26 protein-coding genes are annotated in these 25345 nt (G+C 70.6%); 10 read left to right on the top strand and 16 right to left on the bottom strand.

Going from position 1 to position 25345, the window contains the following annotated elements; translation table 11 throughout:
* The 7 genes from BM430_RS25575 to BM430_RS25545 form a co-directional block, all read right to left on the bottom strand.
* Positions 1-759, bottom strand: a 759-nt coding sequence (locus BM430_RS25575; RefSeq protein WP_093570061.1) for an outer membrane protein, incomplete at its 3' end; no start/stop codon positions are given.
* 332 nt (positions 760-1091) lie between these two features.
* Positions 1092-1859 (bottom strand): peptidoglycan editing factor PgeF, encoded by a 768-nt coding sequence (gene pgeF / locus BM430_RS25570; protein ID WP_093570060.1) that lies wholly within the window; start codon positions 1857-1859, stop codon positions 1092-1094.
* Between the two features lie 59 nt (positions 1860-1918).
* Positions 1919-3007, bottom strand: a complete 1089-nt coding sequence (locus BM430_RS25565; protein ID WP_093570059.1) for a class I SAM-dependent methyltransferase — start codon at positions 3005-3007, stop codon at positions 1919-1921.
* Positions 3004-3912, bottom strand: a complete 909-nt coding sequence (lgt, locus tag BM430_RS25560) for a prolipoprotein diacylglyceryl transferase (RefSeq protein ID WP_093570058.1) — start codon at positions 3910-3912, stop codon at positions 3004-3006. The genes BM430_RS25565 and lgt overlap by 4 nt, the downstream gene beginning before the upstream one ends.
* A 339-nt stretch (positions 3913-4251) precedes the next feature.
* Complete coding sequence (gene ilvA, locus BM430_RS25555) at positions 4252-5808, bottom strand: threonine ammonia-lyase, biosynthetic (RefSeq protein WP_093570064.1); 1557 nt, start codon at positions 5806-5808, stop codon at positions 4252-4254.
* A gap of 97 nt (positions 5809-5905) precedes the next feature.
* Positions 5906-6979: an AbrB family transcriptional regulator gene (locus BM430_RS25550; protein WP_093570057.1), complete on the bottom strand. Its 1074-nt coding sequence runs from the start codon at positions 6977-6979 to the stop codon at positions 5906-5908.
* Between the two features lie 58 nt (positions 6980-7037).
* The gene (locus tag BM430_RS25545; protein WP_093570056.1) at positions 7038-8003 is read right to left on the bottom strand and encodes a LysR substrate-binding domain-containing protein; all 966 of its coding nucleotides are present in this window, start codon (positions 8001-8003) and stop codon (positions 7038-7040) included.
* 178 nt (positions 8004-8181) lie between these two features.
* On the opposite strand from BM430_RS25545, the gene BM430_RS25540 reads away from it, so the two are divergent.
* The 4 genes from BM430_RS25540 to BM430_RS25525 all read left to right on the top strand — a co-directional run bounded on the left by BM430_RS25540 (position 8182) and on the right by BM430_RS25525 (position 11242).
* Positions 8182-9771 carry a catalase gene (locus tag BM430_RS25540; RefSeq protein WP_093570055.1) on the top strand — a complete coding sequence of 530 codons (1590 nt, stop codon included), beginning with the start codon at positions 8182-8184 and terminating at the stop codon, positions 9769-9771.
* A gap of 135 nt (positions 9772-9906) precedes the next feature.
* On the top strand, positions 9907-10200 hold the full coding sequence (locus BM430_RS25535; RefSeq protein WP_093570054.1) for a hypothetical protein: 294 nt from the start codon (positions 9907-9909) through the stop codon (positions 10198-10200).
* Between the two features lie 149 nt (positions 10201-10349).
* A complete protein-coding gene (locus tag BM430_RS25530) occupies positions 10350-10817 on the top strand; it encodes a cupin domain-containing protein (RefSeq protein ID WP_093570053.1) in 468 nt (155 codons plus the stop codon).
* Positions 10818-10855: 38 nt separating this feature from the next.
* Positions 10856-11242 carry a RidA family protein gene (locus BM430_RS25525; protein WP_093570052.1) on the top strand — a complete coding sequence of 129 codons (387 nt, stop codon included), beginning with the start codon at positions 10856-10858 and terminating at the stop codon, positions 11240-11242.
* A gap of 27 nt (positions 11243-11269) precedes the next feature.
* Here BM430_RS25525 and BM430_RS25520 read toward each other — a convergent pair whose 3' ends face one another.
* Together BM430_RS25520 and BM430_RS25515 are read right to left on the bottom strand one after the other, a co-directional pair.
* Entirely contained in the window at positions 11270-11677 is a 408-nt protein-coding gene (locus BM430_RS25520; RefSeq protein WP_093570051.1) for a DUF4345 domain-containing protein, read from the bottom strand.
* Between the two features lie 63 nt (positions 11678-11740).
* Entirely contained in the window at positions 11741-12199 is a 459-nt protein-coding gene (locus BM430_RS25515; protein ID WP_093570050.1) for a MaoC family dehydratase, read from the bottom strand.
* Positions 12200-12327: 128 nt separating this feature from the next.
* Here BM430_RS25515 and BM430_RS25510 point away from each other — a divergent pair, with 128 nt between their 5' ends.
* Positions 12328-13410, top strand: coding sequence for an inositol-3-phosphate synthase (locus BM430_RS25510; protein ID WP_093570049.1), 1083 nt, complete (start codon positions 12328-12330; stop codon positions 13408-13410).
* Positions 13411-13643: 233 nt separating this feature from the next.
* Here the strand turns inward: BM430_RS25510 and ung are convergent, their stop codons facing one another.
* Positions 13644-14348, bottom strand: a complete 705-nt coding sequence (ung, locus tag BM430_RS25505) for a uracil-DNA glycosylase (protein ID WP_093570048.1) — start codon at positions 14346-14348, stop codon at positions 13644-13646.
* 26 nt (positions 14349-14374) lie between these two features.
* A complete protein-coding gene (locus tag BM430_RS25500; protein WP_093570047.1) occupies positions 14375-15880 on the bottom strand; it encodes a bifunctional metallophosphatase/5'-nucleotidase in 1506 nt (501 codons plus the stop codon).
* 208 nt (positions 15881-16088) lie between these two features.
* Between BM430_RS25500 and hemH the strand changes: the two genes are divergently transcribed.
* The 3 genes from hemH (at position 16089) to BM430_RS25485 (ending at position 18871) form a co-directional block, all read left to right on the top strand.
* Positions 16089-17237 (top strand): ferrochelatase, encoded by a 1149-nt coding sequence (gene hemH, locus BM430_RS25495; RefSeq protein WP_093570046.1) that lies wholly within the window; start codon positions 16089-16091, stop codon positions 17235-17237.
* A 62-nt stretch (positions 17238-17299) separates the two neighbouring features.
* The gene (gene ogt, locus BM430_RS25490) at positions 17300-17845 is read left to right on the top strand and encodes a methylated-DNA--[protein]-cysteine S-methyltransferase (RefSeq protein ID WP_093570045.1); all 546 of its coding nucleotides are present in this window, start codon (positions 17300-17302) and stop codon (positions 17843-17845) included.
* Between the two features lie 246 nt (positions 17846-18091).
* The gene (locus BM430_RS25485; RefSeq protein ID WP_093570044.1) at positions 18092-18871 is read left to right on the top strand and encodes an SDR family oxidoreductase; all 780 of its coding nucleotides are present in this window, start codon (positions 18092-18094) and stop codon (positions 18869-18871) included.
* 81 nt (positions 18872-18952) lie between these two features.
* On the opposite strand, the gene BM430_RS25480 is transcribed toward BM430_RS25485, so the two are convergent.
* From BM430_RS25480 to groES, 4 genes are all read right to left on the bottom strand, one after another.
* Positions 18953-19408 (bottom strand): PIN domain-containing protein, encoded by a 456-nt coding sequence (locus BM430_RS25480; protein ID WP_093570043.1) that lies wholly within the window; start codon positions 19406-19408, stop codon positions 18953-18955.
* Positions 19408-19650, bottom strand: a complete 243-nt coding sequence (locus tag BM430_RS25475) for a type II toxin-antitoxin system Phd/YefM family antitoxin (protein ID WP_093570042.1) — start codon at positions 19648-19650, stop codon at positions 19408-19410. Before BM430_RS25475 ends, BM430_RS25480 begins: the two co-directional genes overlap by 1 nt.
* A gap of 136 nt (positions 19651-19786) precedes the next feature.
* A complete protein-coding gene (gene groL / locus BM430_RS25470; protein ID WP_093570041.1) occupies positions 19787-21427 on the bottom strand; it encodes a chaperonin GroEL in 1641 nt (546 codons plus the stop codon).
* Between the two features lie 119 nt (positions 21428-21546).
* Positions 21547-21834 (bottom strand): co-chaperone GroES, encoded by a 288-nt coding sequence (groES, locus tag BM430_RS25465; protein WP_060850025.1) that lies wholly within the window; start codon positions 21832-21834, stop codon positions 21547-21549.
* A 216-nt stretch (positions 21835-22050) separates the two neighbouring features.
* On the opposite strand from groES, the gene BM430_RS25460 reads away from it, so the two are divergent.
* Positions 22051-23049, top strand: coding sequence for a magnesium transporter CorA family protein (locus tag BM430_RS25460; RefSeq protein WP_093570040.1), 999 nt, complete (start codon positions 22051-22053; stop codon positions 23047-23049).
* 7 nt (positions 23050-23056) lie between these two features.
* Here BM430_RS25460 and BM430_RS25455 read toward each other — a convergent pair whose 3' ends face one another.
* Entirely contained in the window at positions 23057-23923 is an 867-nt protein-coding gene (locus tag BM430_RS25455) for a DMT family transporter (RefSeq protein WP_093570039.1), read from the bottom strand.
* Between the two features lie 170 nt (positions 23924-24093).
* On the opposite strand from BM430_RS25455, the gene BM430_RS25450 reads away from it, so the two are divergent.
* Positions 24094-25338 (top strand): glycosyltransferase family 4 protein, encoded by a 1245-nt coding sequence (locus tag BM430_RS25450; protein WP_093570038.1) that lies wholly within the window; start codon positions 24094-24096, stop codon positions 25336-25338.
* Positions 25339-25345: the final 7 nt, after the last annotated feature.

The following is a 25345-nucleotide window of genomic DNA, read 5'->3' as shown; positions in this document are numbered from 1 at the left end:
GCCCTGGTCCAGGTTCACGTACAGACCTTCGACCTTCAGCGTCACCGCCGATGAGCGGAAGAAGTTGAAGAACGAGTCGGTGGGCAGGGCGTACTCGACGCCGCCGCCGACGACCCAGCCGGTCTGGAAGTCGTCACGCGAGCTGTTGGTCAGGCCGAAATCGCGACCGCCGCCCGAGCCGTAGGCGAAACCGCCGGTGGCGTACACGAGGGTGCGGTCCCAGGCGTAGCCGAGACGGCCGCGCACGGTGCCGAAGAAGTCCAGGCCCGAGATGCCGTTCGGGTTGAACACCAGGGTGCCCGGGGCGACGCTGCCGCCGGGCGCGGTGGCGAAGGCGTAGCGGTTGCGGTCACGGCCGAAGTCGACGTACTGGGCGTCGGCCTCGATGCCGACGACCACGCCCGAGCCCGGGGTGAACTGGTAGTTGTAGCCGATCTGGCCGCCGCCGACGAAGCCGTCGTTGCTGTTGCGGTTGCCGAAGGCGAGCACGCCGTTGGTCGGGGCGCCGGCGGCGTTGATGAACACGCTGCTGGCGGCGGTGGCGCCGGCCGGCACGCCGACGACGGTGGGGGCGCGGGTGTCAGCGGTGTTGAAGCCGTAGCCAGCGTTGAAACCGGCGTAGAAGCCCGTCCAGGTGAAGACCGGCACCGGCGTGAAGACCGGCGGCGGGGCGACGCGGCGCGGCAGGTCGGCGGCGAGGGCCGAACCGGCGACGACGATGCCAGCGAGGGCGGTAGCGCTCTTGAGAAGCGACTTCATGGAACTGGTCCTTCCTACTATGCCGCGGTGACCGCGCCCGTTTGCGGGTCGGCGGTCAACCGAAGCAGTGTCCCCGACATACCCCGGTAGCTCCGGGAAAGCTGTGTCCTCGCGACAACGCTGGTGGGTTTCACCGCGGCCTTAACGGCTGTTCATCGCGAGCATTCCCTTGGCTTCCTTAACCCCTCAACGCGCGCCAATGGCCAAGGTTCACTCGCGCACACGATTTTTTTGCTACGCTTGCCGGATCAATCCTAACGAAACCCGAACGGCGCCCTATCGGGCGGCAAAATCGTCCCGGTAGGGCCGGCTCACGGGGGCGTGTGACCCCGTCACGGGGTCACCGCGATGGCCGAGACGAGCCTGCCGTAATCGCCCTCCGCCCGGTGGGTGGTGCGGCGGTAGCTGAAGAAGCGGTCGGGATCGGCGTAGGTGCACAGGCCCAGATTCGCCACTTCGCCGATACCGGATTCCCGGAGCCTGGCGACGATGTAGGCCGGCAGGTCGAACAGGCTGTGGGTGTCCCGCTCGGGGCTCGGCACGAAGTAGCGGGCGTTGTCCGCGGCCGCCGCCTCGAAGCGCTCGCGGAATTCCGGGCCGACCTCGTAGGCCGCCGGCCCGATCGTCGGCCCAAGCACCGCCACGATGCCGCGGCGCTCGGCGCCGAGCCCCTCCATGGCCCCGAGCGTCGCCTCGATCACGCCGGTGAGCGCGCCCTTCCAGCCGGCATGCGCCGCCCCCACCACCTGGTTAACCGGGTCGGCGAACAGGATCGGCCCGCAATCGGCGGTGAGGATGCCGAGCGCCAGCCCCGGCACCCGGGTCGCCATCGCGTCGGCGCGGGGGCGCTCGGTGAAGGGCGCCTCGACCACCAGGGCTTGCGCCGAATGGATCTGGTAGAGGCTGACCAGGTTCTCCGGCGGCAGCGCGAGCTGCGCCGTCATGCGGCGGCGGTTCTCCCGCACCCGGGCCGGATCGTCGCCGGAGCCGAGGCCGCCGTTGAGGGAGGCGTAGAGCCCCTCCGACACGCCGCCCTGCCGGGTGAAGAAAGCGTGGCGGATCTCGGAATGGGAGCTCAGCTCGGGCGCTTCGATGAACATCGCGGGAGGATCCTGGGGCAAGGCGTCCCGCAGGATCGCCGGACAATCGTGTCGAAAATCTAGAAGCCCGGAAGCGGCGGCTGGCCGGGGCCGGCGAGGCCCATCACCTTGAACAGGCTGCCCATGCCGCGGGTGGCGCGGTCGATCAGGCGGTCGGCCCCGGCCCTCACCGCAGCGGCCTGGACCGGGTTCGCCCGGGCGGCGAGGCGCTCGGCCCGCTGGGCGAGGCCGAGCGCCAGGAGGAAGTCGGCCTGGGTCACCGGCCCGTGCACCGCGGCGCCCTCGCCCGCGGCGGCGCGGGCCAGGGCCGCAAAATCCACCTGCGCGGTCAGGTCGGTCTCGCCCGGGGCCTCCAGCGGGTCGGCGAAACGGTGGCGCGCCACGGCCTGGAGCGTGTCGGCTGTGCCGCCGTAGAGGTCGCCGTAATCGATCGCGAGCAGCGCGCCGCCCTCGCGGGCGAGGCGGCGGCCGAGCCGGCGGGTGAGGTCGAGGGCGACGGCCGGCAGGGTCAGGATCGCGCCGGGCGTCGCGTCACGGGTGATCTCCGGCGTCGGGTCCGGGCTCAACCCGAAGGCGAGGGCGTCGCCGTCGAGGCCGACTCCCTCCTTGAGGCCCACCCGGCGCTCGCACCAGCCGCGCTCGGTGCGCTGGTACTGGCGCACCGGCAGGGCGTCGAAGAACTCGTTGGCGAGGAGGATCGCCGGGCCGCCCGGCAGGGTGTCGACGGCGTCGTGCCAGGACGGGCTCGCGTCGGCGAGCGCCCGCTCCTGCGCGGCGCGTAAGGGAGGGCTGGTCTCGACGAGGTGGAGGTCGGCGGCCGCCAGGCAATCGGGCGCCGCGGCCCTCAGCGCGCGCAGCGCGTCCGCCATCAGCGTGCCGCGTCCCGGGCCGAGCTCGACCAGGCGGAACGGCGCCGGGCGCCCGAGCCCGTGCCAGACCTCCGCCGTCCATAAACCCAGGAGTTCGCCGAAGATCTGGCTGATCTCCGGCGCGGTGGTGAAGTCGCCGGCCGCGCCCAGCGGATCGCGGGTACGGTAATAGCCGTGGACCGGGTGGCCGAGGCAGAGCGCCATGTAGCGCTCGATGGTGATCGGCCCCTCGACGGCGATCAGGCGGCGCAACTCGCCGAGCAGCGGCGTCTCGCTCACGCGGACTTCACTTCCGGCGCTTCGGCCTCAGGTCCCGATTCGGTGTCGAGCCGGGCCCGCGGCCGGGTGTCGCCGCGCCAGGCCCGCACGACGAACACCGCGCCGACGAGCAGCATCGGCACGCAGAGCAGCATCCCCATGGTGATGCCGCCGCCGAGTGCCCCGACATGCGTGCCGAACAGGAAGCCGAGCTGCGGGTCCGGCTCGCGGAAGAACTCGCAGGCGGTGCGGGCGATGGCGTAGCCGACGACGAACAGGCCGCCCAGCAGCCCGGGGCGGCGGAAGCCGAAGCGCCGCACCGCGATCGCCATCAGGATGAACAGCACCAGCCCCTCGGCGACGGCCTCGTAGAGCTGGCTCGGATGGCGCGGCAGCGGCCCGCCGTTGGGGAACACGATGGCGTACGGAAAATCCGGCGCCGGCCGGCCCCACAATTCGCCGTTCACGAAATTGGCGATGCGGCCGAAGAACAGCCCGATCGGCACCACCACGGCGGCGAGGTCGAGCATGGCGTAGGCGTTGAGGCCGCGGCGGCGGGCGAACAGCACCAGGGCCAGCACCGCGCCGAGGAAACCGCCGTGGAACGACATGCCGCCGCGCCAGACCGCCAGGATCTCGGCCGGATGCGAGAGGTAGGCGGCGAGATTGTAGAACAGCACGTAGCCGATGCGCCCGCCGAGCACGACGCCGAGCGCCACCCAGACGATCAGGTCGTCGATGTCGAGGGCCGTGGGCCGGCGCACCGCGCCCCAGAGCGAGGGGGCCGAGACCAGGCGCTTGGCGTAGAACCAGCCGCCCACGAGGCCCACGATGTAGGCGAGGGCGTACCACTTGATCTGCAGCGGCCCGATCGCGACCGCGACGGGGTCGATGGCGGGGAAGGGCAGGGCGAGGAGCGGAGGCATCGGGCGGGAGAGGTGAACCTGTGGCGGGGCGGCGTCAAGGCGCGATCACGCGACCCGGGCCGGTGCCGGCTTCGATCGCGGATCTCGACGCTTTTTCTGTGACGAAACGGTCTCCACTTCGTCACAGGACGGGCGTTCGCGACCGGATGACTCTCCGCGTCATCCCGGGGCTCGCCGAAAGGCGAGAACCCAGGATCCATAACCGCTGAGGCTCGAGAAAAAGGCGGATCGCGTTACGCTTCATCCTGAACCGTCGGCGGTTATGGATCCCGGGTTCCGCTTTCGCGGCCCCGGGATGACATCGAGGGTTTCAGCTTCGGCGCGAGAAAGGACGGCCCCTCACGCCGCCGGCGCCACCGCCCGCGGCACCTCGCGCGGCTGCCCGTCGAGGAAGAGCCGGTAGGCGGCGTTGTCGGACTCGTCGTGGTGCTCGTAGCCGAGCTCGGCGAGCGCCGCGGCGAAGCGGTCCCGCTCGGGTGCCGGCACCTGGATCCCGGCGAGCACCCGGCCGTGATCGGCGCCGTGGTTGCGGTAGTGGAACAACGAGATGTTCCAGGCGACGCCGAGGCTGTCGAGGAACTTCAGCAGCGCGCCCGGGCGCTCCGGGAACTCGAAGCGCAGCAGCCGCTCGTCGGAAAGGCCCGGCACCCGGCCGCCGACCATGTAGCGGACGTGGAGCTTCGCCACCTCGTTGTCGGTGAGGTCGACGAGCGGGTAGCCGAGGCCGCGCAGCTCCGCGATCAGGGCTTCCTTCTCCGCCCGGCCGCCGGCGAGCTGGACGCCCACGAAGATGTGCGCCTCGGCGCCCGGCGCGTAGCGGTAGTTGAACTCGGTGATGGCGCGCCGCCCCAGCGCCCGGATGAAGGCGCGGTAGCTGCCGGTGCGCTCCGGGATGGTGACGGCGAACAGGGCCTCGCGGCGCTCGCCGATCTCGGCCCGCTCGGCGATGTGGCGCAGGCGGTCGAAGTTGAGGTTGGCGCCGCTGTTGATCGCCACCAGCGCCCCCGCCCCGACGACGCTGCCGCGGGCGGCGTATTCCTTGAGGCCGGCGAGCGCCAGGGCGCCGGAGGGCTCGGACATCGCGCGGGTGTCGTCGAACACGTCCTTGACCGCGGCGCAGATCGCGTCGGTGTCGACGGTGATGACCTCGTCGAGGTGCTCGCGGCAGAGCCGGAAGGTCTCGGCCCCGGCCTGGCGCACCGCGACGCCGTCCGCGAACAGGCCGACCGTGTCGAGCACCACCCGCTCGTCCGCCTCGATCGCCGCCTTCATGCTGGCGGCGTCCGCCGGCTCGACGCCGATGACCTTGGTCTCGGGCCGCATGAACTTGATGAAGGTGGCGACGCCCGCCGCGAGGCCGCCGCCGCCGATCGGCACGAACACCGCCTCGATCGGCGCGCCGTGCTGGCGCAGGATCTCGAGGCCGATCGTGCCCTGGCCGGCGATCACGTCGGGATCGTCGTAGGGGTGGATGAAGGTCAGGCCCTGCTCGGCCTCGAGCCCCTTGGCGTGGGTGTAGGCCTCGTCGAAGGCGTCGCCGTGCAGCACGACCTGGCCGCCGCGGGACTTCACGCCCTCGACCTTGATCGCCGGGGTGGTGCGCGGCATCACGATGACGGCCGGGATCCCGAGCCGGGCGGCGGCGAGCGCCACGCCCTGCGCGTGGTTGCCGGCCGAGGCGCAGATCACCCCGCGGGCCAGCGCCTCCCGGCTCAAGCCCGCCATCTTGTTGTAGGCGCCCCGGATCTTGAACGAGAAGACCGGCTGCAGGTCCTCGCGCTTGAGCAGCACCTTGGCGCCGATGCGCTGCGACAGGCGCGGCATCGGATCGAGGGGGCTCTCGACGGCGACGTCGTAGACGCGGGCGCCGAGGATCTTCTTGATGTAGTCGTGCACGGCTGCGGTCATGGGTCAGGGGCGAGGAAAACTCGCCGGAGGCGACGGGATAGCGGGTTTCGCGGTCGGATGCGAGCTTGACTGGTGCGGATCCGCCTCAGCGCGCCGCGCCGGCGCTCCGAGAAATCCACTTCGCCACCAGCGGGCCGGTGATGATGACCACGAGGAGGCGCAGGGTCTGCACCGCGAGGACGAAGGACACGTCCGAATGCGTGCCGACCGCGATGATCGCCACCGAATCGAGCCCGCCCGGGCTCGTCGCCAGGTAGGCGGTGAGGAGGTCGATCGGCAGGAGGAAGGTCAGGCCCCAGGCCCAGAGACCGCACAAGGCGATCAGCCCGAAGGTGGCGACCAGCACCCCCGGCAGCGCGAACAACGTCGCCCGCACGGTGGCGGGGGTGAAGCGCAGGCCCACCGTCCAGCCGATGCCCGCATAGGCCAGCGCCAGCAGCCAGGACGGCAGCGCCATGCCGGCGAGCCCGGTGGCGTGGAGCGTCGCCCCGATGGCGAGGGGCCCGATCAGGGCGCCCGCGGGAATGCGCAGGCGCAGGCCGAGCCAGGCGCCGATGCCCGCCACCGCCAGCGTGCCGAGGACCGCGAGCGGCGCCGGATCCATGTCGGCGCCCGGGACCGCGCCGCTGCCCCCGGCGAGGAAGCGCGCGACCACGGAGGCGGTCAGCGCGACGCAGGCGACGCGGACGTACTGCATGAAGGCGACGAGGCGCGGGTCGGCGCCGAACTCCTCCGCCATCGCCACCATGGCCGAGGCCCCGCCGGGCGACGAGCCCCAGGCCGCGGTGGTGCCGGGCAGGAGGCGGATGCGGGTCAGCACCCAGCCGGTGATCGCGGCGGCCACCACCGTGACGCCGACCACGGCCAGGATCAGCAGCCCGTCCTGCATCAGCGTGGCGGCGATCGAGGCGTTGACCGAGTGGGCGACGAGGCAGCCGATCAGCGCCTGCGCGCCCTGGAAGCCGAGCTTCGGCACCCGGATCGGCGCGCCGCGGACCCCGAACACGATGGCCGCGAGCATCGAGCCCAGCAGCAGGGCGGCGGGCAGGCCGGCGATGTGGAACAGGCCCGCCAGCGCCGCCGAGGCGAGGACGAGGCCCGCCCACAAGGCCGCCGCGCGGACGAGCGAACGACGGCGATTCGTCGCGGCGGGGTTCATGGCGTCCATGGTCGGGGAAAGCCGGGGCCTGGAAGGGAATCTGGGGTTGGCCGCGTCGCTATACGGGAATCGTGCCAGTGTCGCGACCGGTGCCGGCCTCCGCCGGCTGACCGAGGGGCAGCGTTGCGTGCGGCGCATGCGCACGGAAGAACCCGGCGAGCTCGGCCAGCCCCTCGGTCCGCGGATCGCTGGCGCGCCAGGCGAGCGCGATGGTGCGGCGCGGGCCGTCAGGCCCGAACCGGCGGCAGATCGTGAGCCCGGCGGGATCGGGCCCGGGCGGGGCGGCGAGCGCCGGCAGCAGGGTGTAGCCGGCGCCCGCCGCCACCATCGAGCGCAGGGTCTCGAGGCTGGTGGCGTGGCGCCCGGTCGCCGGCCCGGCGCCGCAGGCCGCCACCGCCTGGTCGCGCAGGCAATTGCCCTCGTCGAGGAGCAGCAGGTCCGGCCCGGCGAGGTCGCCCGGGCGCGGTGCCTCGCCGCCCGCGAAGGCGTGCTCGGCCGGGCAGGCGAGGAGGAACGGCTCGTCGAAGAGGGGTGCGACCGTCAGCCCCGAATCCGGGATCGGCAGGGAGATGAGCGCCGCGTCGGCCCGGCCCTCGCGCAGGGCGTCGAGGATCTCCGCCGTGCGCCCCTCGCTCAAGGCGAGGGCGAGGTCCGGAAAGGCCTGGCGCAGCCCGCGCAGCACCTGTGGGAACAGGTAGGGGCCGAGCGTCTGGATCGCCGCGAGGACGAGGCGGCCGCGCAGGCCCTGCCCGGCCCCCTCGCGGGCGAGCATCAGCAGGGTTTTGGCCTCCGCCAGAACGGCGCGGGCCTGGCGCACCACCGCCTGGCCGCTCGGGGTGAGGAGTACCCGCCGGTTCGAGCGCTCGAACAGGACGAGACCGAGCGCCTCCTCCAGCTTGCGCACCTGCACGCTCAGGGTCGGCTGGCTCACGGCGCAACGCTCGGCGGCGCGGCCGAAATGGCCCTCCTCCGCCAGGGCCACGACATATTCGAGGTCGCGCAGGGACAGGCCGGAGGCGTTCATAGGCTGTGCCTATCACGAACTTCGCAACGATGCATTTGTTTTCGAGTCAGGCAGCGGTCATAGGTTCGAGCGAGAGCAGTTCCAGGGTGTCGGTCCGGCGACCGAACCCCTATGTGAGCGGTTCCTCGCGCGGTGTCCCCGTCCCGGCACGCTGCGCTTGCACGCCAGAGGAGTTCCCATGAGCGACCAACGCCCGATCCTGACGACCCGCCAGGGCCACCCGGTCCGCGACAATCAGAGCATGCGCACGGTCGGCGAGCGTGGCCCGGCGACCCTCGAGAACTACCAGTTCATCGAGAAGATCACCCATTTCGACCGCGAGCGGATCCCCGAGCGCGTGGTCCACGCCCGCGGCGCCGGGGCGCATGGCTACTTCGAGGCCTACGGTACGATCGGCGGTGAGCCGGCCTCCAAGTACACCCGCGCCCGCGTCCTGAACGAGACCGGCGTGAAGACGCCGATGTTCGTGCGCTTCTCGACCGTCGCCGGCGCCAAGGAGAGCCCGGAGACCGCCCGCGACCCGCGCGGCTTCGCGGTGAAGTTCAAGACCGTCGACGGCAACTGGGACCTCGTCGGCAACAACCTGAAGGTCTTCTTCATCCGGGACGCGATCAAGTTCCCGGACATGATCCACGCCTTCAAGCCCGATCCGGTGACCAACCGCCAGGAGGCCTGGCGCTTCTTCGACTTCGTGGCGGCGCACCCCGAGTCGATCCACATGGTGACGCACCTGAAGTCGCCCTGGGGCATCCCGGCCAATTACCGCGAGATGGAAGGCTCGGGCGTCAACACCTACAAGCTGGTCAACGACCAGGGCGTGGCGCATCTCTGCAAGTTCCACTGGATCCCGAAGCAGGGCGTCCGCAACCTGACCTCGGCCCAGGCCGCTGAGATCCAGGGTAAGGACGTCGGCCACGCGACCAAGGACCTGTACGACAACATCGCGGCCGGCAACTTCCCCGAGTGGGAATTCGCCGTGCAGATCATGCCGGACGGCCCGAACGACCACCTGTCGTTCGATCCGCTCGACGACACGAAGCTCTGGCCCGTGGACCAGTTCCCGCTGCTGCCCTGCGGCCGCATGGTGCTCGACCGGGTGCCGGACAACTTCTTCGCCGATGTCGAGCAGTCGGCCTTCGGCACCGGTGTGCTCGTCGACGGGATCGACTTCTCGGACGACAAGATGCTCCAGGGGCGCACCCTGTCCTACTCGGACACCCAGCGCTACCGCGTCGGCCCGAACTACCTGCAGCTGCCGATCAACGCGCCGGCGCCGGGCGTGAAGACCGCCACCAACCAGCGCGACGGCCAGATGACGTTCTACGTCGACGGCGTCGGCGAGAACAAGCACATCAACTACGAGCCGAGCACCATCGGGCAGGGCCTGCGCGAGGCCCCCAAGCCCGCGAAGGAGTACCACCAGCCGGTCGAGGGCAAGCTCGGCCGCTACCAGGCCAGCCGCACCGAGGACGACTACACCCAGGCCGGCGTGCGCTACCGCTCCTTCGAGGATTGGGAGCGCGAGGACTTGATCGCCAACCTCGTCGCCGACATGAAGGAGTGCCCCGAGGCGATCCAGCTCCGGATGGTCTGGCATTTCTGGCACGCCGACGAGGATTACGGCCGCCGCGTCGCGGAAGGCGCCGGCATCGACCTCGAGAAGGCCAAGGCCCTGCCGCCGCTCCCGGGCCGCGCCGCCCCGGGCCAGCGCCTGAAGCCCGAGACCTACACCGACGGCTCGCAGGCCCACAAGGTCGCGGCCGAGTAAGGTCGAGACGTCAAGGGTTTAGAGTGTGACGAGCCCCGCCCGGAGCGATCCGGGCGGGGCTTTTTTGACGTTGGGGAAGGATAATGTCGGTGCTATGGTAAGCGTTGACGTGATCGCGCGCCCGGGACGAACCCCATGACCACGATTGCATTCGACCGTCCGAAGCTCGCTCGCGCTCTCCAGGATGACGCCAAGCTCTCGTCGGATCAGGCGGAGTCGATCGCGGAGATCGTTTTTCGAGCGCAGCGCACGGATCTCGCGACCCGCGCGGACGTGGCCGCCTCGGAGACAATCCTAATCTCCGAGATCAGGGCACAGTTTGCAGGCATGCGGCTTGATCTCATTCAAACGCTGCTCGGCGCCATCGCGCTTCAGACCGTTATCCTTTTGGGTGCGATCTGGCTCGTCGCGAGCATCCTCAAGCCCTGAGGCGGCGTTGTCTCGGAGCCTGTTCGACTGGCTCGACAGTCTTGGCACCCACCGCGTCATTCCGGGGCTGCTGCGCGGCCCCGGAATGACGCGGTGGGTGTGAACTTCGCAGAGGCTAATCGGACACGCTTTCCAAGGAGCTTTGCGCCATGGACCCGACCCCCGATCCCGGCACCGGCGTCACGATCGGCGGGATGCAGGTGCGCTACCTCGCCCGCAGCGACGCCACGGATGACGCCATCGGCATCTACGGGATGACCCTCGCGCCGCATTCGCCCGGCGCCGGGCTGCACCGCCATGCCCGGCTCACCGAGGCGTTCGAGGTCCACCAGGGCGAACTCACCCTGAGGCTGAACGACCGCGACGTGACCGTGGGGCCCGGCGGTTTCGTGCTGGTGCGCCCCGGCGAGCCGCACGCTTTCGCCAATCGCGGCGACGAACCGGTGCGTTTCACCCTGACCTTCACCCCGGCGCTGCGCCGCGAGGGCTTCTTCGAGGGGCTGGCGGCGCTCGCCGCGGAGGACCGCCTGCGGGACGAGCACGCCATGCGCGCCCTGATGGCGGCCTACGACCAGGAGCCCCTCGCGGGCTTCGCCGGCTGGAGCGAGGTCGGCTGACGCGCCATGCTCTCCCCGGACGAATCAGGAGGGCGGGGATGCGGCGGCGGATCGACGGCGGCTCGAGCTTCGAGCGCGACTACGGCTATTCCCGCGCGGTGGTGCAGAACGGCTTCGTGTTCGTGGCCGGCACCACCGGCTACGACTACGCCGCGATGACGATGCCGGACGAGGCCGGCGCCCAGGCCGAGGCGTGCTGGCGCACCATCGCGGGCGTGCTGGATCAGGCGGGCTCGTCGCTGGAGCACGTCGTGCGGGCCACCTACTACGTCACTGACCGGGCGGAGGCCGAGGCGGTGCTGACGGTCTGCGGCCGGGTGCTGCGGGAGATCCGCCCGGCCGCGACCCTGGTGGTGGTCGCGGGCCTGCTGCGGCCCGAGATGAAGGTCGAGATCGAGGTGACGGCCCTGCTGCCGAAGGGTTGACCCCCGCCAGCGTGCCGACGGGGAGGCCTACAGGATCGGCGTCCCCGCCCGGTTCGCCACCCGGATCTGCCACAGGCACAGGAGCGGCGTGACCACCAGCTCCATGCCGAGCGCCGCCAGCATGACGAGCGAGGGCAGGCCGGTGAGCCACAGGCCGAGCAGCCGGGCGAGGCCGCCCAGCACCACCACCATCGTCAGGAAGCGGAACAGCGAGGTCTTGGTCTCGATCGCGGGAATCGTCGACCAGAACAGCAGGCCGATCCCGAGCAGCAGGCCCGACAGGTAGCGGAAATGGCTGTCGCTCGAGATGTCGAAGGCGCCGCCGCCGAGGCCGGCCTGGCCGAACAGCACCCCGTAGAGGCCGCCCAGCACCGGGACCAGCCCCGCCACAGCCACCACGCGCTGGAGGGCGCGCCGCTCGGTCTCGAAGGTCATTCCCGTTCCCTTGCTGACGGCTCCGCTGACGTCCCCCCGACAATCCGTCAGGGCGCGCCGGGTTCACCAATGGTGCAGCACCACCGCCTCGGCGAGGCAGGCCGGCTTCGCGCCGCCCTCGATCTCGACCGTCACCCCGTAGGTTGTGCGCAGGCCCCGGGGCGGCACGTCGAGGGCCGCCGCCACCCGCACCCGGCCGCGCAGGCGGGCATTGACGATGACGGGTGCGGGGAAGCGCACGCGGTCGAGGCCGTAATTCAGGCTCAGCCGCAGGCCTTCCAGCCGGCGCACCCCGGCGATGAAGCGCGGCACCAGCGACAGGGTGAGGTAGCCATGCGCCACCGTGGCGCCGTAGGGCGATTCGCGCGCCGCCCGCTCCGGGTCGACGTGGATCCACTGGTGGTCGTCCGTCGCCTCGGCGAAGCGGTCGATCATCGCCTGATCGACCGTGACCCACTCGCCGACCCCGATCTCCTGCCCGATCGCCGCCTTCAGGGCCTCCGGCCCGTCGAAGATCTCCATGCGTGCTCCTCCCATGTGGCGCGCACCCTACGCCCCGTTCGCCGGCCCGGCCACGCTCGATCGGGGTCGATACTCCGGAGGAGTGTTCTAGTTGCTGGGGTAAGTTCCTGGGACGAGGAGGGCGGGCAGTGGGCCAGAAGAGCGTGCGGGTCGCGATCGCGGGAATCGGCAACTGCGCCTCCTCCTTCGTGCAGGGCCTGACCTATTACCGGGAGGCCGGCCCCGGCGCGGCGGTGCCGGGGCTGATGAGCCCCGATCTCGGCGGCTACCGGGTGGCGGATGTGCAGGTCGTGGCGGCGTTCGACGTCGCGCGGGACAAGGTCGGCCGTGACCTCGCCGAGGCGATCCTGGCCCCGCCCAACAACACCGCCCGCTTCGCCGCGGTCGCGCCGACCGGCGTCACGGTGGAGCGCGGGCCCACCGTCGACGGGCTCGGGCGCTACCTCGAGGCGATCGTGCCGGAATCGCCGGCCCGGCCGGTGGACGTGGCGGCGTCCCTGCGGCGCGCGGGCGCCGAGGTGCTGGTCTCCTACCTGCCGGTCGGCTCGCAGGCCGCCACCGAATACTACGCGGAGGCCGCGCTGGCGGCGGGCTGCGCCTTCGTCAACTGCATCCCGGTCTTCATCGCCTCGCATCCCGAGTGGCGCCGGCGCTTCGCCCGTGCCGGGCTGCCGCTGATCGGCGACGACATCAAGAGCCAGGTCGGCGCGACCATCGTGCACCGGGCGCTCGCCCATCTCTTCCGCGAGCGCGGGGTGACGCTGGATCGGACCTACCAGCTCAATTTCGGCGGCAACGCCGATTTCCGCAACATGCTGGAGCGGGAGCGGCTCGAATCGAAGAAGATCTCGAAGACGCAATCGGTGCAGAGCCAGCTTGAGACGGCGCTCCCGCCGGACGACATCCATGTCGGACCCAGCGATTACGTGCCGTGGCTCACCGACCGCAAATGGGCGCATATCCGCCTGGAGGGCACGGCGTTCGGCGGCGTGCCGCTGAGCCTCGAATTGAAGCTGGAGGTGTGGGACTCGCCGAATTCCGCCGGCATCGTCATCGACGCGGTGCGCTGCGCCGCCCTGGCGCGGGAGCGCGGCATCGGTGGGGCGCTGGTCGGCCCGTCGAGCTGGCTGATGAAGTCGCCGCCCGAGCAGTTTTCGGACGAGGAGGCCCACCGGCGGACGCTGGCCTTCGTGGCGGGGGAGGGGGCGTAGGACGCCGGCGATGTCGTTCTTCGAACCGATACTTGCCCGGTAACGCTCCACGTCATCCCGGGGCTCGCCGCAGGCGAGAACCCGGGATCCATAACCGCTGGGGCTTACAGAAGAGGCGAACAGCGTTCCGATTTATCCTGCACCGTCGGCGGTTATGGATCCCGGGTTCCGCTGCGCGGCCCCGGGGATGACGTGGAGGGTTTCAGAATTGCCGCATGAATACAGGTAATCTGCTATCCCAGCCGCCAGTCGATCGCCTCCAGCCCCTTCTCCTCCAGCCAGGCATTCGCCTGCCCGAACGGCCGGCTGCCGCGGAAATCCGCCTTGCGGTTGAGGGGGGAGGGGTGGCCGGCCTCCAGCACGAGGTGCTTCTTCCGGTTGATCAGGGCGGCGCGCTGGCGGGCCGGCGCGCCCCAGAGCAGGAAGGCGACCGCCGGCCGCTCCGCCGAGACCGCCGACACCGCCTGGTCGGTGAGCGCCGACCAGCCGAGCTTCATATGCGCGCCCGACTTCCCCGCCTCGACCGTCAGCGCTGCGTTGAGGAGCAGGACGCCCTGGCGCGCCCAGGGGCTGAGATCGCCAGTCATCGGCACCGCGGAGCCGGTCTCCTCCGCCATCTCGGCCAGGATCACCTTCAGCGAGGCCGGCAGCCGGCGCCCGCCGACATAGGAGAAGGCGAGGCCGTGGGCGTCGCCCGGCGTCGGATAGGGATCCTGGCCGAGGATCACCGCGCGGACCCGGTCGAGCGGCGTCAGGGTCAGCGCGTTGAAGATGTTCTCGGGTGCCGGCAGCACCCGGGCGCCGGCCTCGCGCCGGGCATCGACCGCCTCGGCGACCCGCTCCGCGCTGCCGTCCTGAAAGAACGGCAGAGCGAGCCACGGGGACCCGGAGGCGCGAAAGCGGGCGAGCGCGCCCGCGACGGTGTCGTCTGTCGGCATCGAACCTCAGGATCGGCGAACGAGGGTCAGCGGATGGTCAGGCGCCCCGTCTCGATCGTCAGCGGCGCGTTGGCGCGGATGTAGGACATGACCACGTTGGCGACGAGCGTGCCGTCGGTGGCGCCGACGAGGATGCGTCCCTCGGCCAGCATCCCGTAATCGTTGCCGCCGGCGAGCATGAAGTTGTTGGCTGCGACCGTGTAGGTCCGGGTCGGGTCGAGGGGCGCCCCGCCGACCGTCACCGCGACGACCCGCTTGCCCGCGGCGGCGGCCGAATCGACCGTGACGGCGATCCCCGACACCTGCGGGAAGCGCCCGGCGGAGCGGCCAAGCTCCGAGAACCCGTTCTCCAGGGCGGCGAGCACCTGGGCCCCGGTGATCTTTACCAGCACCGAGGTGTTGCCGAACGGCAGCTCGGTCAGCACGTCGCGGCGGGTCAGCTCGGACTCGGCCGGGTAGGTCCGGTTGCCGCGGATGCCGCCGCCGTTCATCAGGCCGATCTCGGCTTGCGCCGCGTGGCGCAGGGCGTCGGCAATCAGGTCGCCGAAGACGGCCTCGCGCCGGCGGACGACGTCGATGCGGGTGTCGAGGGGGTTGGTCACCCGGCCGAGCGGCACGTCGAGCTCGCGGGCAAGGTCGGCCTCCTGGCGCTGGACGACCGCCAGGACCTCCGGGTCCGGCTCGATCTCGGCGGTGTCGTGGATGCGGAAGGCCGCGGTCCAGGTCAGGGCCTTGCCGGTTCCCTCCGCCTTCACGTCGATGGCGGTGACGTACTCGGCGTCGTGGCCGGACTCGGCGAAGACCGTGCGGCCGTCGTAGCGCAGCGCCAGGTCGTGGTCGTGGCCCGAGAGTACGATGTCGGCGTGCCGGCTCGCCACCAGGGCGTCGTCGGTCGCCCGGTCGGTGTGGCAGACGGCGAGCACCATCTCGGCGCCCGCCGCGCGTAAAGACGCCGCCTCGCGGGCGAGCGTCGCGACCGCCGGCCCGAACCGCCAGTCGCCCGATTGCGACTTCGCCGGCGTCTCGGGCAGCGCGATGCCGACCACGCCGACCTTGATCCCCCCGAGGGTCAGGATCGTCGACTCACTGGTGCCCGGCACTGGGCTGCCGTCGGGCCGGCGCAGGTTGGCGGCGAAGATCGGAAAGTTCGCGGCTTTCATCCGCTCGAGATAGACGTCCTGGCCGAAATCGAACTCGTGGTTGCCCGGCACGAACACGTCCGGCTTGATCAGGTTGGTGAGCTCGATGATGTGGCGCCCCTTGTCGATGCCCGACATCAGCGAGGGCGAGAGGGTGTCGCCGGCGTGGCAGACCAGGACCGGCCGTCCGCTCGCGCGCTCGGCCCTGACGACCGCCGCGAGCTTCGGGAAGCCGCCGCGGCCGTCGACCGCGCCCATCCGGTAGATGTCGTTGACGAGGACCAGGGTGAAGTCGACGTCCGGCCCCCGCGCGGCGGCCTGTCCCCCCGCGAGACCGGCGAGGCCGGCTCCGAGGCCGAGGGCGAGGGTCTGGCGGCGGCTGGGCGCGGTCATGCGGGGCTCCGGCGGGCGGGGGAGCGCCCGGGGTTGAGGGATGGTTGTCTCACGGGCATCTTGACCGTTGGATGTCGCCGGCGCACCGCGGTGCAGCGTCACGACACGTTGGTTCGGGCCGCCGTTGCGCTATGTAGACCGCCACCCGACGCGAAACAGACGGGCCCGGGCGCGCCATCCTCCGGGCCGACCAGCAGACCGGACGACCATGAACGAGGTGACCCCGAACGCCGCGCTCGCCCGCGGCGCCACCCCTGTCGGCCAGACGGGCGCGAGCGCCGCCGGGCAGGCGGCCGCCAAGTCCGCCGGCGGGGCCGGAATCAAGTCCGCCAGCGGGGCCGGAACCTTGCCGGCCGACCACCCGCCGGTGCGCTGGGGCCGGATCGGCGTGCTCCTGATGAATCTCGGCACGCCCGAGGGCACGAGCTACTGGCCGATGCGCCGCTACCTCAAGGAATTCCTGTCCGACCGGCGGGTGATCGAGGTGCCGCGCGCGATCTGGTGGCCGCTCCTCAACCTGGTGATCCTGACCAAGCGCCCGGGGCCGAAGGGGCGCGACTACGCCTCGGTCTGGAACACCGAGCGCGACGAGGGCCCGCTCAAGACCATCACCCGCGGCCAGGCCGAGAAGCTGCAGGCGGCGATGGGCGATAAGGTCGTGGTCGACTGGGCGATGCGCTACGGCAAGCCCGAGGTCGACCAGCGCATCCAGGCCCTGCTCGACCAGGGCTGCGACCGCATCCTGCTGGTGCCGCTCTATCCCCAATACGCTGCCGCGACCTCAGCCACCGCCTGCGATCAGGCGTTCCGGGCGCTGATGAAGATGCGCTGGCAGCCCACTGTCCGAGTTTCGCCGCCCTATCACGACGACCCGGTCTACATCGAGGCGGTGGCGAGCGCGATCCGCCGCGATCTCGCCGCCCTCGACTTCGAGCCCGAGGTCATCCTCACCTCGTTCCACGGCGTGCCGAAATCGTACCTGATGAAGGGCGATCCCTATCACTGCCAGTGCGTGAAGACCGGCCGGCTGATCCGCGAGGCCCTCGGCTACTCGCCGGAGCGGATGCGGACGACCTTCCAGTCGCGCTTCGGCAACGAGGAATGGCTGAAGCCCTATACCGACGAGACCGTGAAGGAGCTGGCGGCGCAGGGCGTGAAGCGCCTCGCCATCGTGGCGCCGGGCTTCACCGCCGACTGTCTCGAGACGCTCGAGGAGCTCGACGGCGAGAACCGACACTATTTCGAGGATGGTGGCGGCACGCACTTCGCCTACCTGCCCTGTCTCAACGACGGCCCGGAAGGCATGCGGGTGATCGAGCACGTCGTCGCCCGGGAACTGAAGGGCTGGCTCGACTGAGCGGTGGACGGGGCCGATGGGATGATCCCGCCGGCCCGCGCCCGGTCTAAGCTCGGGCTGCCATGACCGCGACGTCCTTCCTCCTCGGCACGCTTCCGACCCCGATCGGCACGATGCTGCTGGTCTTCGACGAGGACGCGACCTTGCGTGCCCTCGACTGGTCGGACCACGAGGAGCGGATGCGGCGCCTGCTGCGCCTGCATTACGGCACCGCTTTCGCCTTGCGCGACGCCGCCCCGCCGCCGGCCCTGCGCGATCCGATCGAGGCCTATTTCGCCGGCGACCTCGCGGCGATCGATCGCCTCGGCGTCCGCCACAACGGCACCGCCTTTCAGCGCGAGGTCTGGGCGGCTTTGCGAACCATTCCGGCGGGCACCACCCTGAGCTACGGCGCCCTCGCGCAGCGTCTCGGCCGGGACAAGGCGGTGCGGGCGGTCGGGCTCGCCAACGGCGCCAACCCGGTCGGCCTCGTCGTGCCCTGTCATCGCGTGATCGGGGCGAATGCGAGCCTCACCGGCTATGGCGGCGGACTCCACCGCAAGCAGTGGTTGCTGGCGCATGAGGGGGTGAGACTCGGAGGGCGGCAGGGGATGCTGGATCTAGGGTGAGAGTCTGTTCGGGGCTATCGACGGCCTGGAAGCCCTCCATCGTCATCCCGGGGCCGCACAGCGGAACCCGGGATCCATAAACGCTGACGATCCAGGATCGGGCGAAACGCGGCTCGCTTTATTCTCCAACGTCAGCGGTTATGGATCCCGGGTTCTCGACTTCGTCGAGCTCCGGGATGACGTTGAGCGATGTCGACGTCCGTGCCAGATCGAGGTCGTAGATTCCCACTCATCTGTGAGACCACCATGCATCGGCTGACCGGGAAGATCTGCATCGTCACCGGCGCCGCACGCGGCATCGGGCGCGCCATCGCGGCCCGCTTCCGGGAGGAGGGCGGCGAGGTCGTCGTCACGGATATCGACGAGACGTCTGGCGCCGCGACCGCGTCTGAGATCGGCGCGCGGTTCATCCGCCTGGATGTCGGCCGGAAGGAGGACTGGCAGCTTTTGGCCGACGCCGTCCCGGTCGCCGACGTTGTGGTGAACAATGCCGGGATCACCGGCTTCGAGAAGGGTCCGGTCCCGCACGACCCCGAACATGCGAGCCTGGAGGATTGGCGGGCTGTCCATCGGATCAACCTCGACGGCACCTTCCTCGGCTGCCGCTACGCGATCCGGGCGATGAAGGCGCGCGGTACCGGCTCGATCATCAACGTCTCGTCGCGCTCGGGACTGGTTGGCATCCCGGCCGCCGCGGCCTACGCCTCGTCGAAGGCCGCGATCCGCAACCACACCAAGACGGTCGCGCTCTACTGCGCGCAGCAGGGCTGGGCGATCCGTTGCAACTCCCTCCATCCCGCGGCGATCCTGACGCCGCTCTGGGAGCCGATGCTGGGGGAGGGGGCGGAGCGCGAGGCGCGGATGGCGGCGCTCGTCGTCGATACCCCGCTCAAGCGCTTCGGCACGCCGGAGGAGGTCGCGGCGGTGGCGGCGATGCTGGCCTCGGACGAGGCGGCCTACATGACGGGGGCCGAGCTCAACCTCGATGGCGGGTTGCTGGCCGGGTCGGCGGCGAGCCCGGGATAGCGATCGGGAGTGCCATCGCCACCTTCAGCGAAACCGCCCTCACCATGCGGGGAGCGCCGGATCCCGGAGTGGCGCTCATGATCAGCCGGGGATCGGAGGCACGCCAGCCTCGTACGGATTGACGAACGCGACGCCCATCGGCGCGAAGTCCTTCGCGTTGCGCGTCACGACGCGTAAGCCGCGCAGTTCGGCCGTCGCCGCGATAGCGGCATCGGCGAAGCCCGGCGAGGCGCCACGCATCTGCGCACGGGCCGAGAGGATCCCGGTCAGGCGGGCCGCGTGACGGTCGAGCGGTAGGATGCGGGGGCCGTAAAGGTGTTCGACGACGTCGAGCCAGGCTCGCAGCCGTGCCGCCTTGCGAGGCTCACCTCGGATCATCGATCGCTCGATCCCGGCCATGATCTCGGCGATCGTCACGACCGAGAGCCACAGGTGATCCGCCGAAGCCTCCAGCCAGTCGGCGAGGTCGGCAAAGGCGAGATCCGACTCCTTCGTCGGCGCTCCCTGCGACAGGATGTTGGTATCGAGCAGATACATCAGACGTCGAAGTCGCGCAGCGGGGTCCGGTCGCGCTCGGGCAGGTCACCGTCCCGCAGCCCCGACGATGCGAGAAGCCTGCCGAAGTTCGGGACCGTCGAGAGCCGCTGCCAATCGGCGAAGGAGAGCACGACCGCCTCCGGTCTGCCATGACGGGTGATGACGCTCGGCTCGCCGCGGACGGCGTCGTCGATGACGGCGGACAGGGTTGCCTTGGCATCCCGAAGCTGGATTTCGCGCATCGCATCCTCTTGTGACCACAATGGTCACAATTTGCGATAAAGGCCTTGCGTCTGCAAGCGCGTCGTGAGTCGGCACAAGCGAAAAGGGGCCGCCTCGCGGCGACCCCCTCCCGTCTCTCAGACTGGTTGGCTGGACTTAGAAGTCCATGCCGCCCATGCCGCCGCCCGGCATCGCCGGAGCAGGGCTGTCCTTCTTCGGGGCGTCGGCGACCATCGCCTCGGTCGTCACCAGCAGGCCGGCCACCGAAGCGGCGTCCTGCAGGGCGGTGCGCACGACCTTGGCCGGGTCGACGATGCCGGCCTGGATCATGTCGACGTACTCTTCGGTCTGGGCGTTGAAGCCGTAGGTCTCCGAGTCGCCCTTGTCGCTGATCTTGCCGACCACGATCGAGCCCTCGACGCCGGCATTGCCGGCGATCTGGCGGATCGGGGCCTCAAGGGCCTTCAGGACGATCTTGATGCCGGCCTGGACGTCGGCGTTGTCGCTCGTGAGAGCGGCCACGGCCTTCTTGGCACGCAGGAGCGCGGTGCCGCCGCCGGGAACGATGCCTTCCTCGACCGCCGCGCGGGTGGCGTGGAGGGCGTCGTCGACGCGGTCCTTCTTCTCCTTGACCTCGACCTCGGTCGCGCCGCCGACGCGGATCACCGCGACGCCGCCCGCGAGCTTGGCCAGGCGCTCCTGGAGCTTCTCGCGGTCGTAGTCCGAGGTGGTCTCCTCGATCTGCGCCTTGATCTGCTGGACGCGGGCCTCGATGTCAGACTTCTCGCCGGCGCCGTCGATGATCGTGGTGTTCTCCTTCTCGATGCGGACGCGCTTGGCGCGGCCGAGCATCGGGAGGGTCACGTTCTCGAGCTTGATGCCGAGGTCCTCGGCGATCATCTGACCCTGGGTCAGGATCGCGATGTCCTCGAGCATGGCCTTGCGACGGTCACCGAAGCCCGGCGCCTTCACGGCCGCGACCTTCAGGCCGCCGCGCAGCTTGTTGACCACGAGGGTGGCGAGCGCCTCGCCCTCGATGTCCTCAGCCACGATCAGCAGCGGCTTGCCGGTCTGGACGACGGCCTCGAGCACCGGCAGCATCGCCTGGAGCGACGACAGCTTCTTCTCGTGGATGAGGATGTAGGGATCCTCGAGCTCGGCGATCATCTTCTCCGCATTCGTGATGAAGTACGGGGAGAGGTAGCCGCGGTCGAACTGCATGCCCTCGACGACGTCGAGCTCGGTCTCGGCGGTCTTCGCCTCCTCGACCGTGATCACGCCCTCGTTGCCGACCTTCTGCATGGCATGGGCGATCATCTCGCCGATGTCCTTGTCGCCGTTGGCCGAGATCGTGCCGACCTGGGCGATCTCCTCCGAGGCCGACACCTTCTTGGCGCGGCTCTGGATGTCCTTCACGGCGGCCTGGGTGGCGAGGTCGATGCCGCGCTTCAGGTCCATCGGGTTCATGCCGGCGGCGACGTACTTGGCGCCCTCGCGGACGATCGCCTGGGCCAGCACGGTCGCGGTGGTGGTGCCGTCACCCGCGATGTCGTTGGTCTTCGAGGCCACTTCGCGCACCATCTGGGCGCCCATGTTCTCGAACTTGTCGGCGAGCTCGATCTCCTTGGCGACGGTCACGCCGTCCTTGGTGATCCGCGGCGCGCCGAAGCTCTTCTCGATCACGACGTTGCGGCCCTTCGGGCCGAGCGTGACCTTCACGGCATCCGCCAGGATGTCCACGCCGCGCAGCATCTTCTCGCGGGCGTCGGAGGCGAAACGAACGTCTTTCGCTGCCATGGTGATTCCTCACTTTGACTCGGTGTTGCAGGGGAAAGCCGTCCGGCGTCAGCTCCCGGGGAAGGGCGCCGCCATCGGGCTCGCAGGATGGTCTTGCAGGACGATCAGGGGGTGGCGGTTTAAGCCAGCACGCCCATGATGTCGGACTCCTTCATGATGAGGAGGTCCTTGCCGTCGATCTTGACCTCGGTGCCCGACCACTTGCCGAACAGGACGCGGTCGCCGGCCTTGACGTCGAGCGGGTTCAGCTTGCCGGACTCGTCGCGGGCGCCGGGGCCGACGGCGACGATCTCGCCCTCTTGCGGCTTCTCCTTGGCGGAATCCGGGATGATGATGCCGCCCTTGGTCTTCTCCTCGCTCTCGATGCGACGGACGACGACACGGTCGTGCAGCGGACGGAATTGCATGTGCTGCCCTCTTGCTTCGCAGAACGCATTGCGGTTGGTGCTGGCGCCGAAGCCGCCTGCCCACCGGGGCATTAGCACTCTCGTGAGGTGAGTGCTAAGGCTGGTGGGGAGATAATCGGACCGCGGATCCGAGTCAAGGCGCTGGCGTGTGGCGCGCGCGGCACAATCGGACGGGCAAGGGACCAGCGAACCCGTCGAGCAGGAGCCCATCCTTCCATGATCACGCTGCACGGCTCCGAGGGGGTCGTCGCCGAGGGCCAGGCCTGCGCGGCGCAGCCTCTGCCCGCCCACGGCACCTGGCTCGACCTGAACGATCCGAGCGAGGCCGAGACGGCCCTCGCCGAGGCCGCGACCGGGCTCAAGGTGCCGCCCCGCGCGGCCTTGAGCGAGGTGCAGAACTCGCGTCGTCTGAACCGGCGCAGGGACGCGTTCTATCTGAGCACCCCGATGGTCTCGTTCCGCGACGACGACCTGACCTTGCGCCCCCTCGGCTTCGTGCTGACGCCGGAGCGGCTGCTCACCGTCCGGTTCCAGCCGCTCGCCGCCTTCGACACGGTCAAGGCGCGCCAGGCGGAGCGGGACGGGCCGGCCTCCAGCGTCGAGACCTTCTTGGCGCTCCACGAGGAGTTGATCGACCGCTTGGCCGATACCCTGGAGACGATGAGCGACGAGCTCGATTCGCTCTCGACCCGGATCTTCACCTTCGACACCAGCGCCAACGGCAACGGCCGGCGCGACGGGGCCGCGCCGAAACGGCGCGACCTCGCCCTGCGGCGGCTGCTGCGCGCCATCGGCCGGCGCGGCAAGGCGCTGGCGAAGCTCCGCGCCTCGCTGCTCGGCCTCGGCCGCATCCTGCCTTACGTCGCCGGCGAGGCGGAAGGCTGGCTGAAGCCCGAGGAGAAGGCCCGGTTCGAGAGCCTGCGCCTCGACGTCGCCTCCCTCGACGAGTTCGAGACGCGGCTGTCCGAGACGGTGCAGTTCCTGCTCGACGCCACCCTCGGCCTCATCAACATGGAGCAGAACAACACCTTCCGGGTGCTCACGGTCGTCTCAGTGATCGGCATTCCGCCGACCCTGATGGCTTCGGTCTACGGCATGAATTTCAAGCACATGCCGGAGCTGGATTGGACCTTCGGCTATCCGTTCGGACTCGCGGTGATCGGGCTGAGCGCGCTGATTCCGGCTGTGTATTTCAAGCTGAAGGGGTGGTTCTGACCGCCCTTCACCGCCGCGCCGCCAGCGCCGATCCGGCGAGGATCAGCCCCGCCCCGGCCAGCGTCGCCACCCCCGGCACCTCCCCGAAGGCGACGTAGCCGAGGCCGATGGCCCAGAGGAGGGCGGTGTATTCCATTGCGGCGAGGCGCGAGGCCTCGGCCCTGGCATAGGCGCGGCTCAGCACGAGGTGGCCGGCGACGCCGAGCACGCCGACGAGGACGAGGAGCGCCCAGTCGGGCGCGGCGACCGGGCTCCAGGTCCAGGCCGCCGGCGCGGCCAGCATCGCGGCCGGGCCGGCATTCTGGATCGCCACGATGGTCACCACCGGGTCGTGCCGGGCCCGGGCGCGCAGGAGCACCATCGAGAGCGCGTAGGTCAGCGCCGAGGCGAGGATCGCCGCGATGCCCCAGGCGGAGCCCGCTGCCCGGGGCGCCTCCGTCCCGACCTGTCCCACGACCACGATCCCGACCCCGGCAAAGCCCACGACGAGCCCGGCCCAGACCGGCGGCCGCACCCGCTCGCGCAGGAGCAGGGCGGCGAACAGCGCGATGAAGATCGGGCTCAGGAACGAGAGCGCCAGCGCCTCGGCGAGCGGCAGCACCGACAGGCCGTGGAAGAAGCAGAGCGCGGTCGCCACCACCAGCACCGCGCGGAGGCCGTTGGCGCGCCAGGTCTCGGCCGAGGGCCAGCCGGGGCGCAAGGCCGCGAGCACGCCCGCCATGACGAGGGTGCCGACGAGGTAGCGCGAGAAGGCGATGCCGGTGACGCCGTAACGGTCCGACAGGCCCTTGATGGTGGCGTCCATCAGCGAGAGGAGCCCGATGCCGAGGGCAGCGAGCAGGATCGCGGAGGCGGGGGAGGAGGGGGAGCGCATGGTCTTAAGCCGAATGGCCCGGGGAGGGGAGCCGCGCAAGGCCGGCGGCGCCGAGGCGCTTAGGCGTTTCCTAAGGGGTCGGACCCATCGTCGGACCCTGATCCGTCCCGCCCGAAGGGAGCCCGACCGATGCTGCACGAGGGTTCCGCCCGGCTCCGAGGAGCGAGAGAGTGAGAATCGTCCTCGTCGCCGACCACGCCTACATCAATGGCGGTCAGGCCAAGGTCTCCCTCGAGAGCGCGATCGGGCTCGCCCGCCGCGGCCACGAGGTGGTGCTGTTCGCCGCCGTCGGCCCGGCCGATCCGCGCCTGGCCGAGGCCGGGGTCCGCACGGTGCTGCTGGGCCAGACCGACGTGACGCAGGCGCGCTCGCTGGCGCGCTTCGGCGTGCAATGGCTGTGGAACGGGCCCGCCGCGGCCGAGCTTCGCGCCATCATCGCCGAGTCCGACCCGCGCGACACCGTGGTCCACGTCCATGCCTGGGCGAAGGCCCTCTCGCCCTCGATCGGGCCGGTGCTGCGGGACACGCCGGCGCCGGTGATCTACACCGCGCACGAATACTACCTCGCCTGCCCGAATGGCGGCTTCTACGACTACCCGGTCGCCGCCGCCTGCCACCGGATTCCGAACGGGCCGGCCTGCCTGACGCATAATTGCGACTCGCGCACCTATCCGCGCAAGCTGATGCGCGTCGCCCGTCACGCCCTGATGCGCCGCACCGGCCTCGTCGAGGGCATCGACGCGATGATCACCATCAGCCGGCTGCAGCGGGAGGTGCTGGCGCCGTACCTGCCCGAGGCGATGCGCTACTACGACGTGCCGAACCCGGTCGACGTCGCGCCGCTGGGCTACCGCGAAGGCCCGCCCGGCGACTTCGTATTCGTCGGCCGGATCTCGCCCGAGAAGGGTCCGGGGATCTTCGCCGAGGCGGCGCGGCTCGCCGGCGCGCGGGCGGTCTTCGCCGGCGACGGACCGGCCCGGGCGGAACTGGAAGCGCGCTATCCCGAGGCTCACTTCCTCGGCTGGCAGAGCCCCGATCAGGTGAAGGCGGTCCTGCGCGGGGCCCGCGCCCTGGTCTTCCCGTCGGTCTGGTACGAGGGCCAGCCTCTCACGGTACTGGAATCGCTGGCGCTCGGCACCCCGGTCCTCGTCAGCGATGTCTGCGCCGGCCGCGAGGCGGTGCGCCACGGCGAGAGCGGGCTGTGGTTCCGCTCGAACGATCCGCGCTCGCTCGCCGAGGCCATGGGGCATCTCGCCAACGACGCGACGGCGCTGCGGATGGGGCGGAGCGCCTACGACCTGTTCTGGGCCGATCCCCTGACCCTGGAGCGCCACCTCGACGGGCTCGAGAGGGTGTACCGGGAGGTGGCCGGACAGGAGGGGCAGATGGCGCAGCGTGCGCGGGCGGTGGGGTAGGGCTCCC

It is taken from the genome of Methylobacterium sp. 174MFSha1.1 (genome assembly GCF_900116815.1).
Classification (GTDB): Bacteria; Pseudomonadota; Alphaproteobacteria; order Rhizobiales; family Beijerinckiaceae; genus Methylobacterium.
The sequence above is the reverse complement of the archived record's forward strand: the minus strand, read 5'-3'. Positions and strand labels throughout refer to the sequence as shown.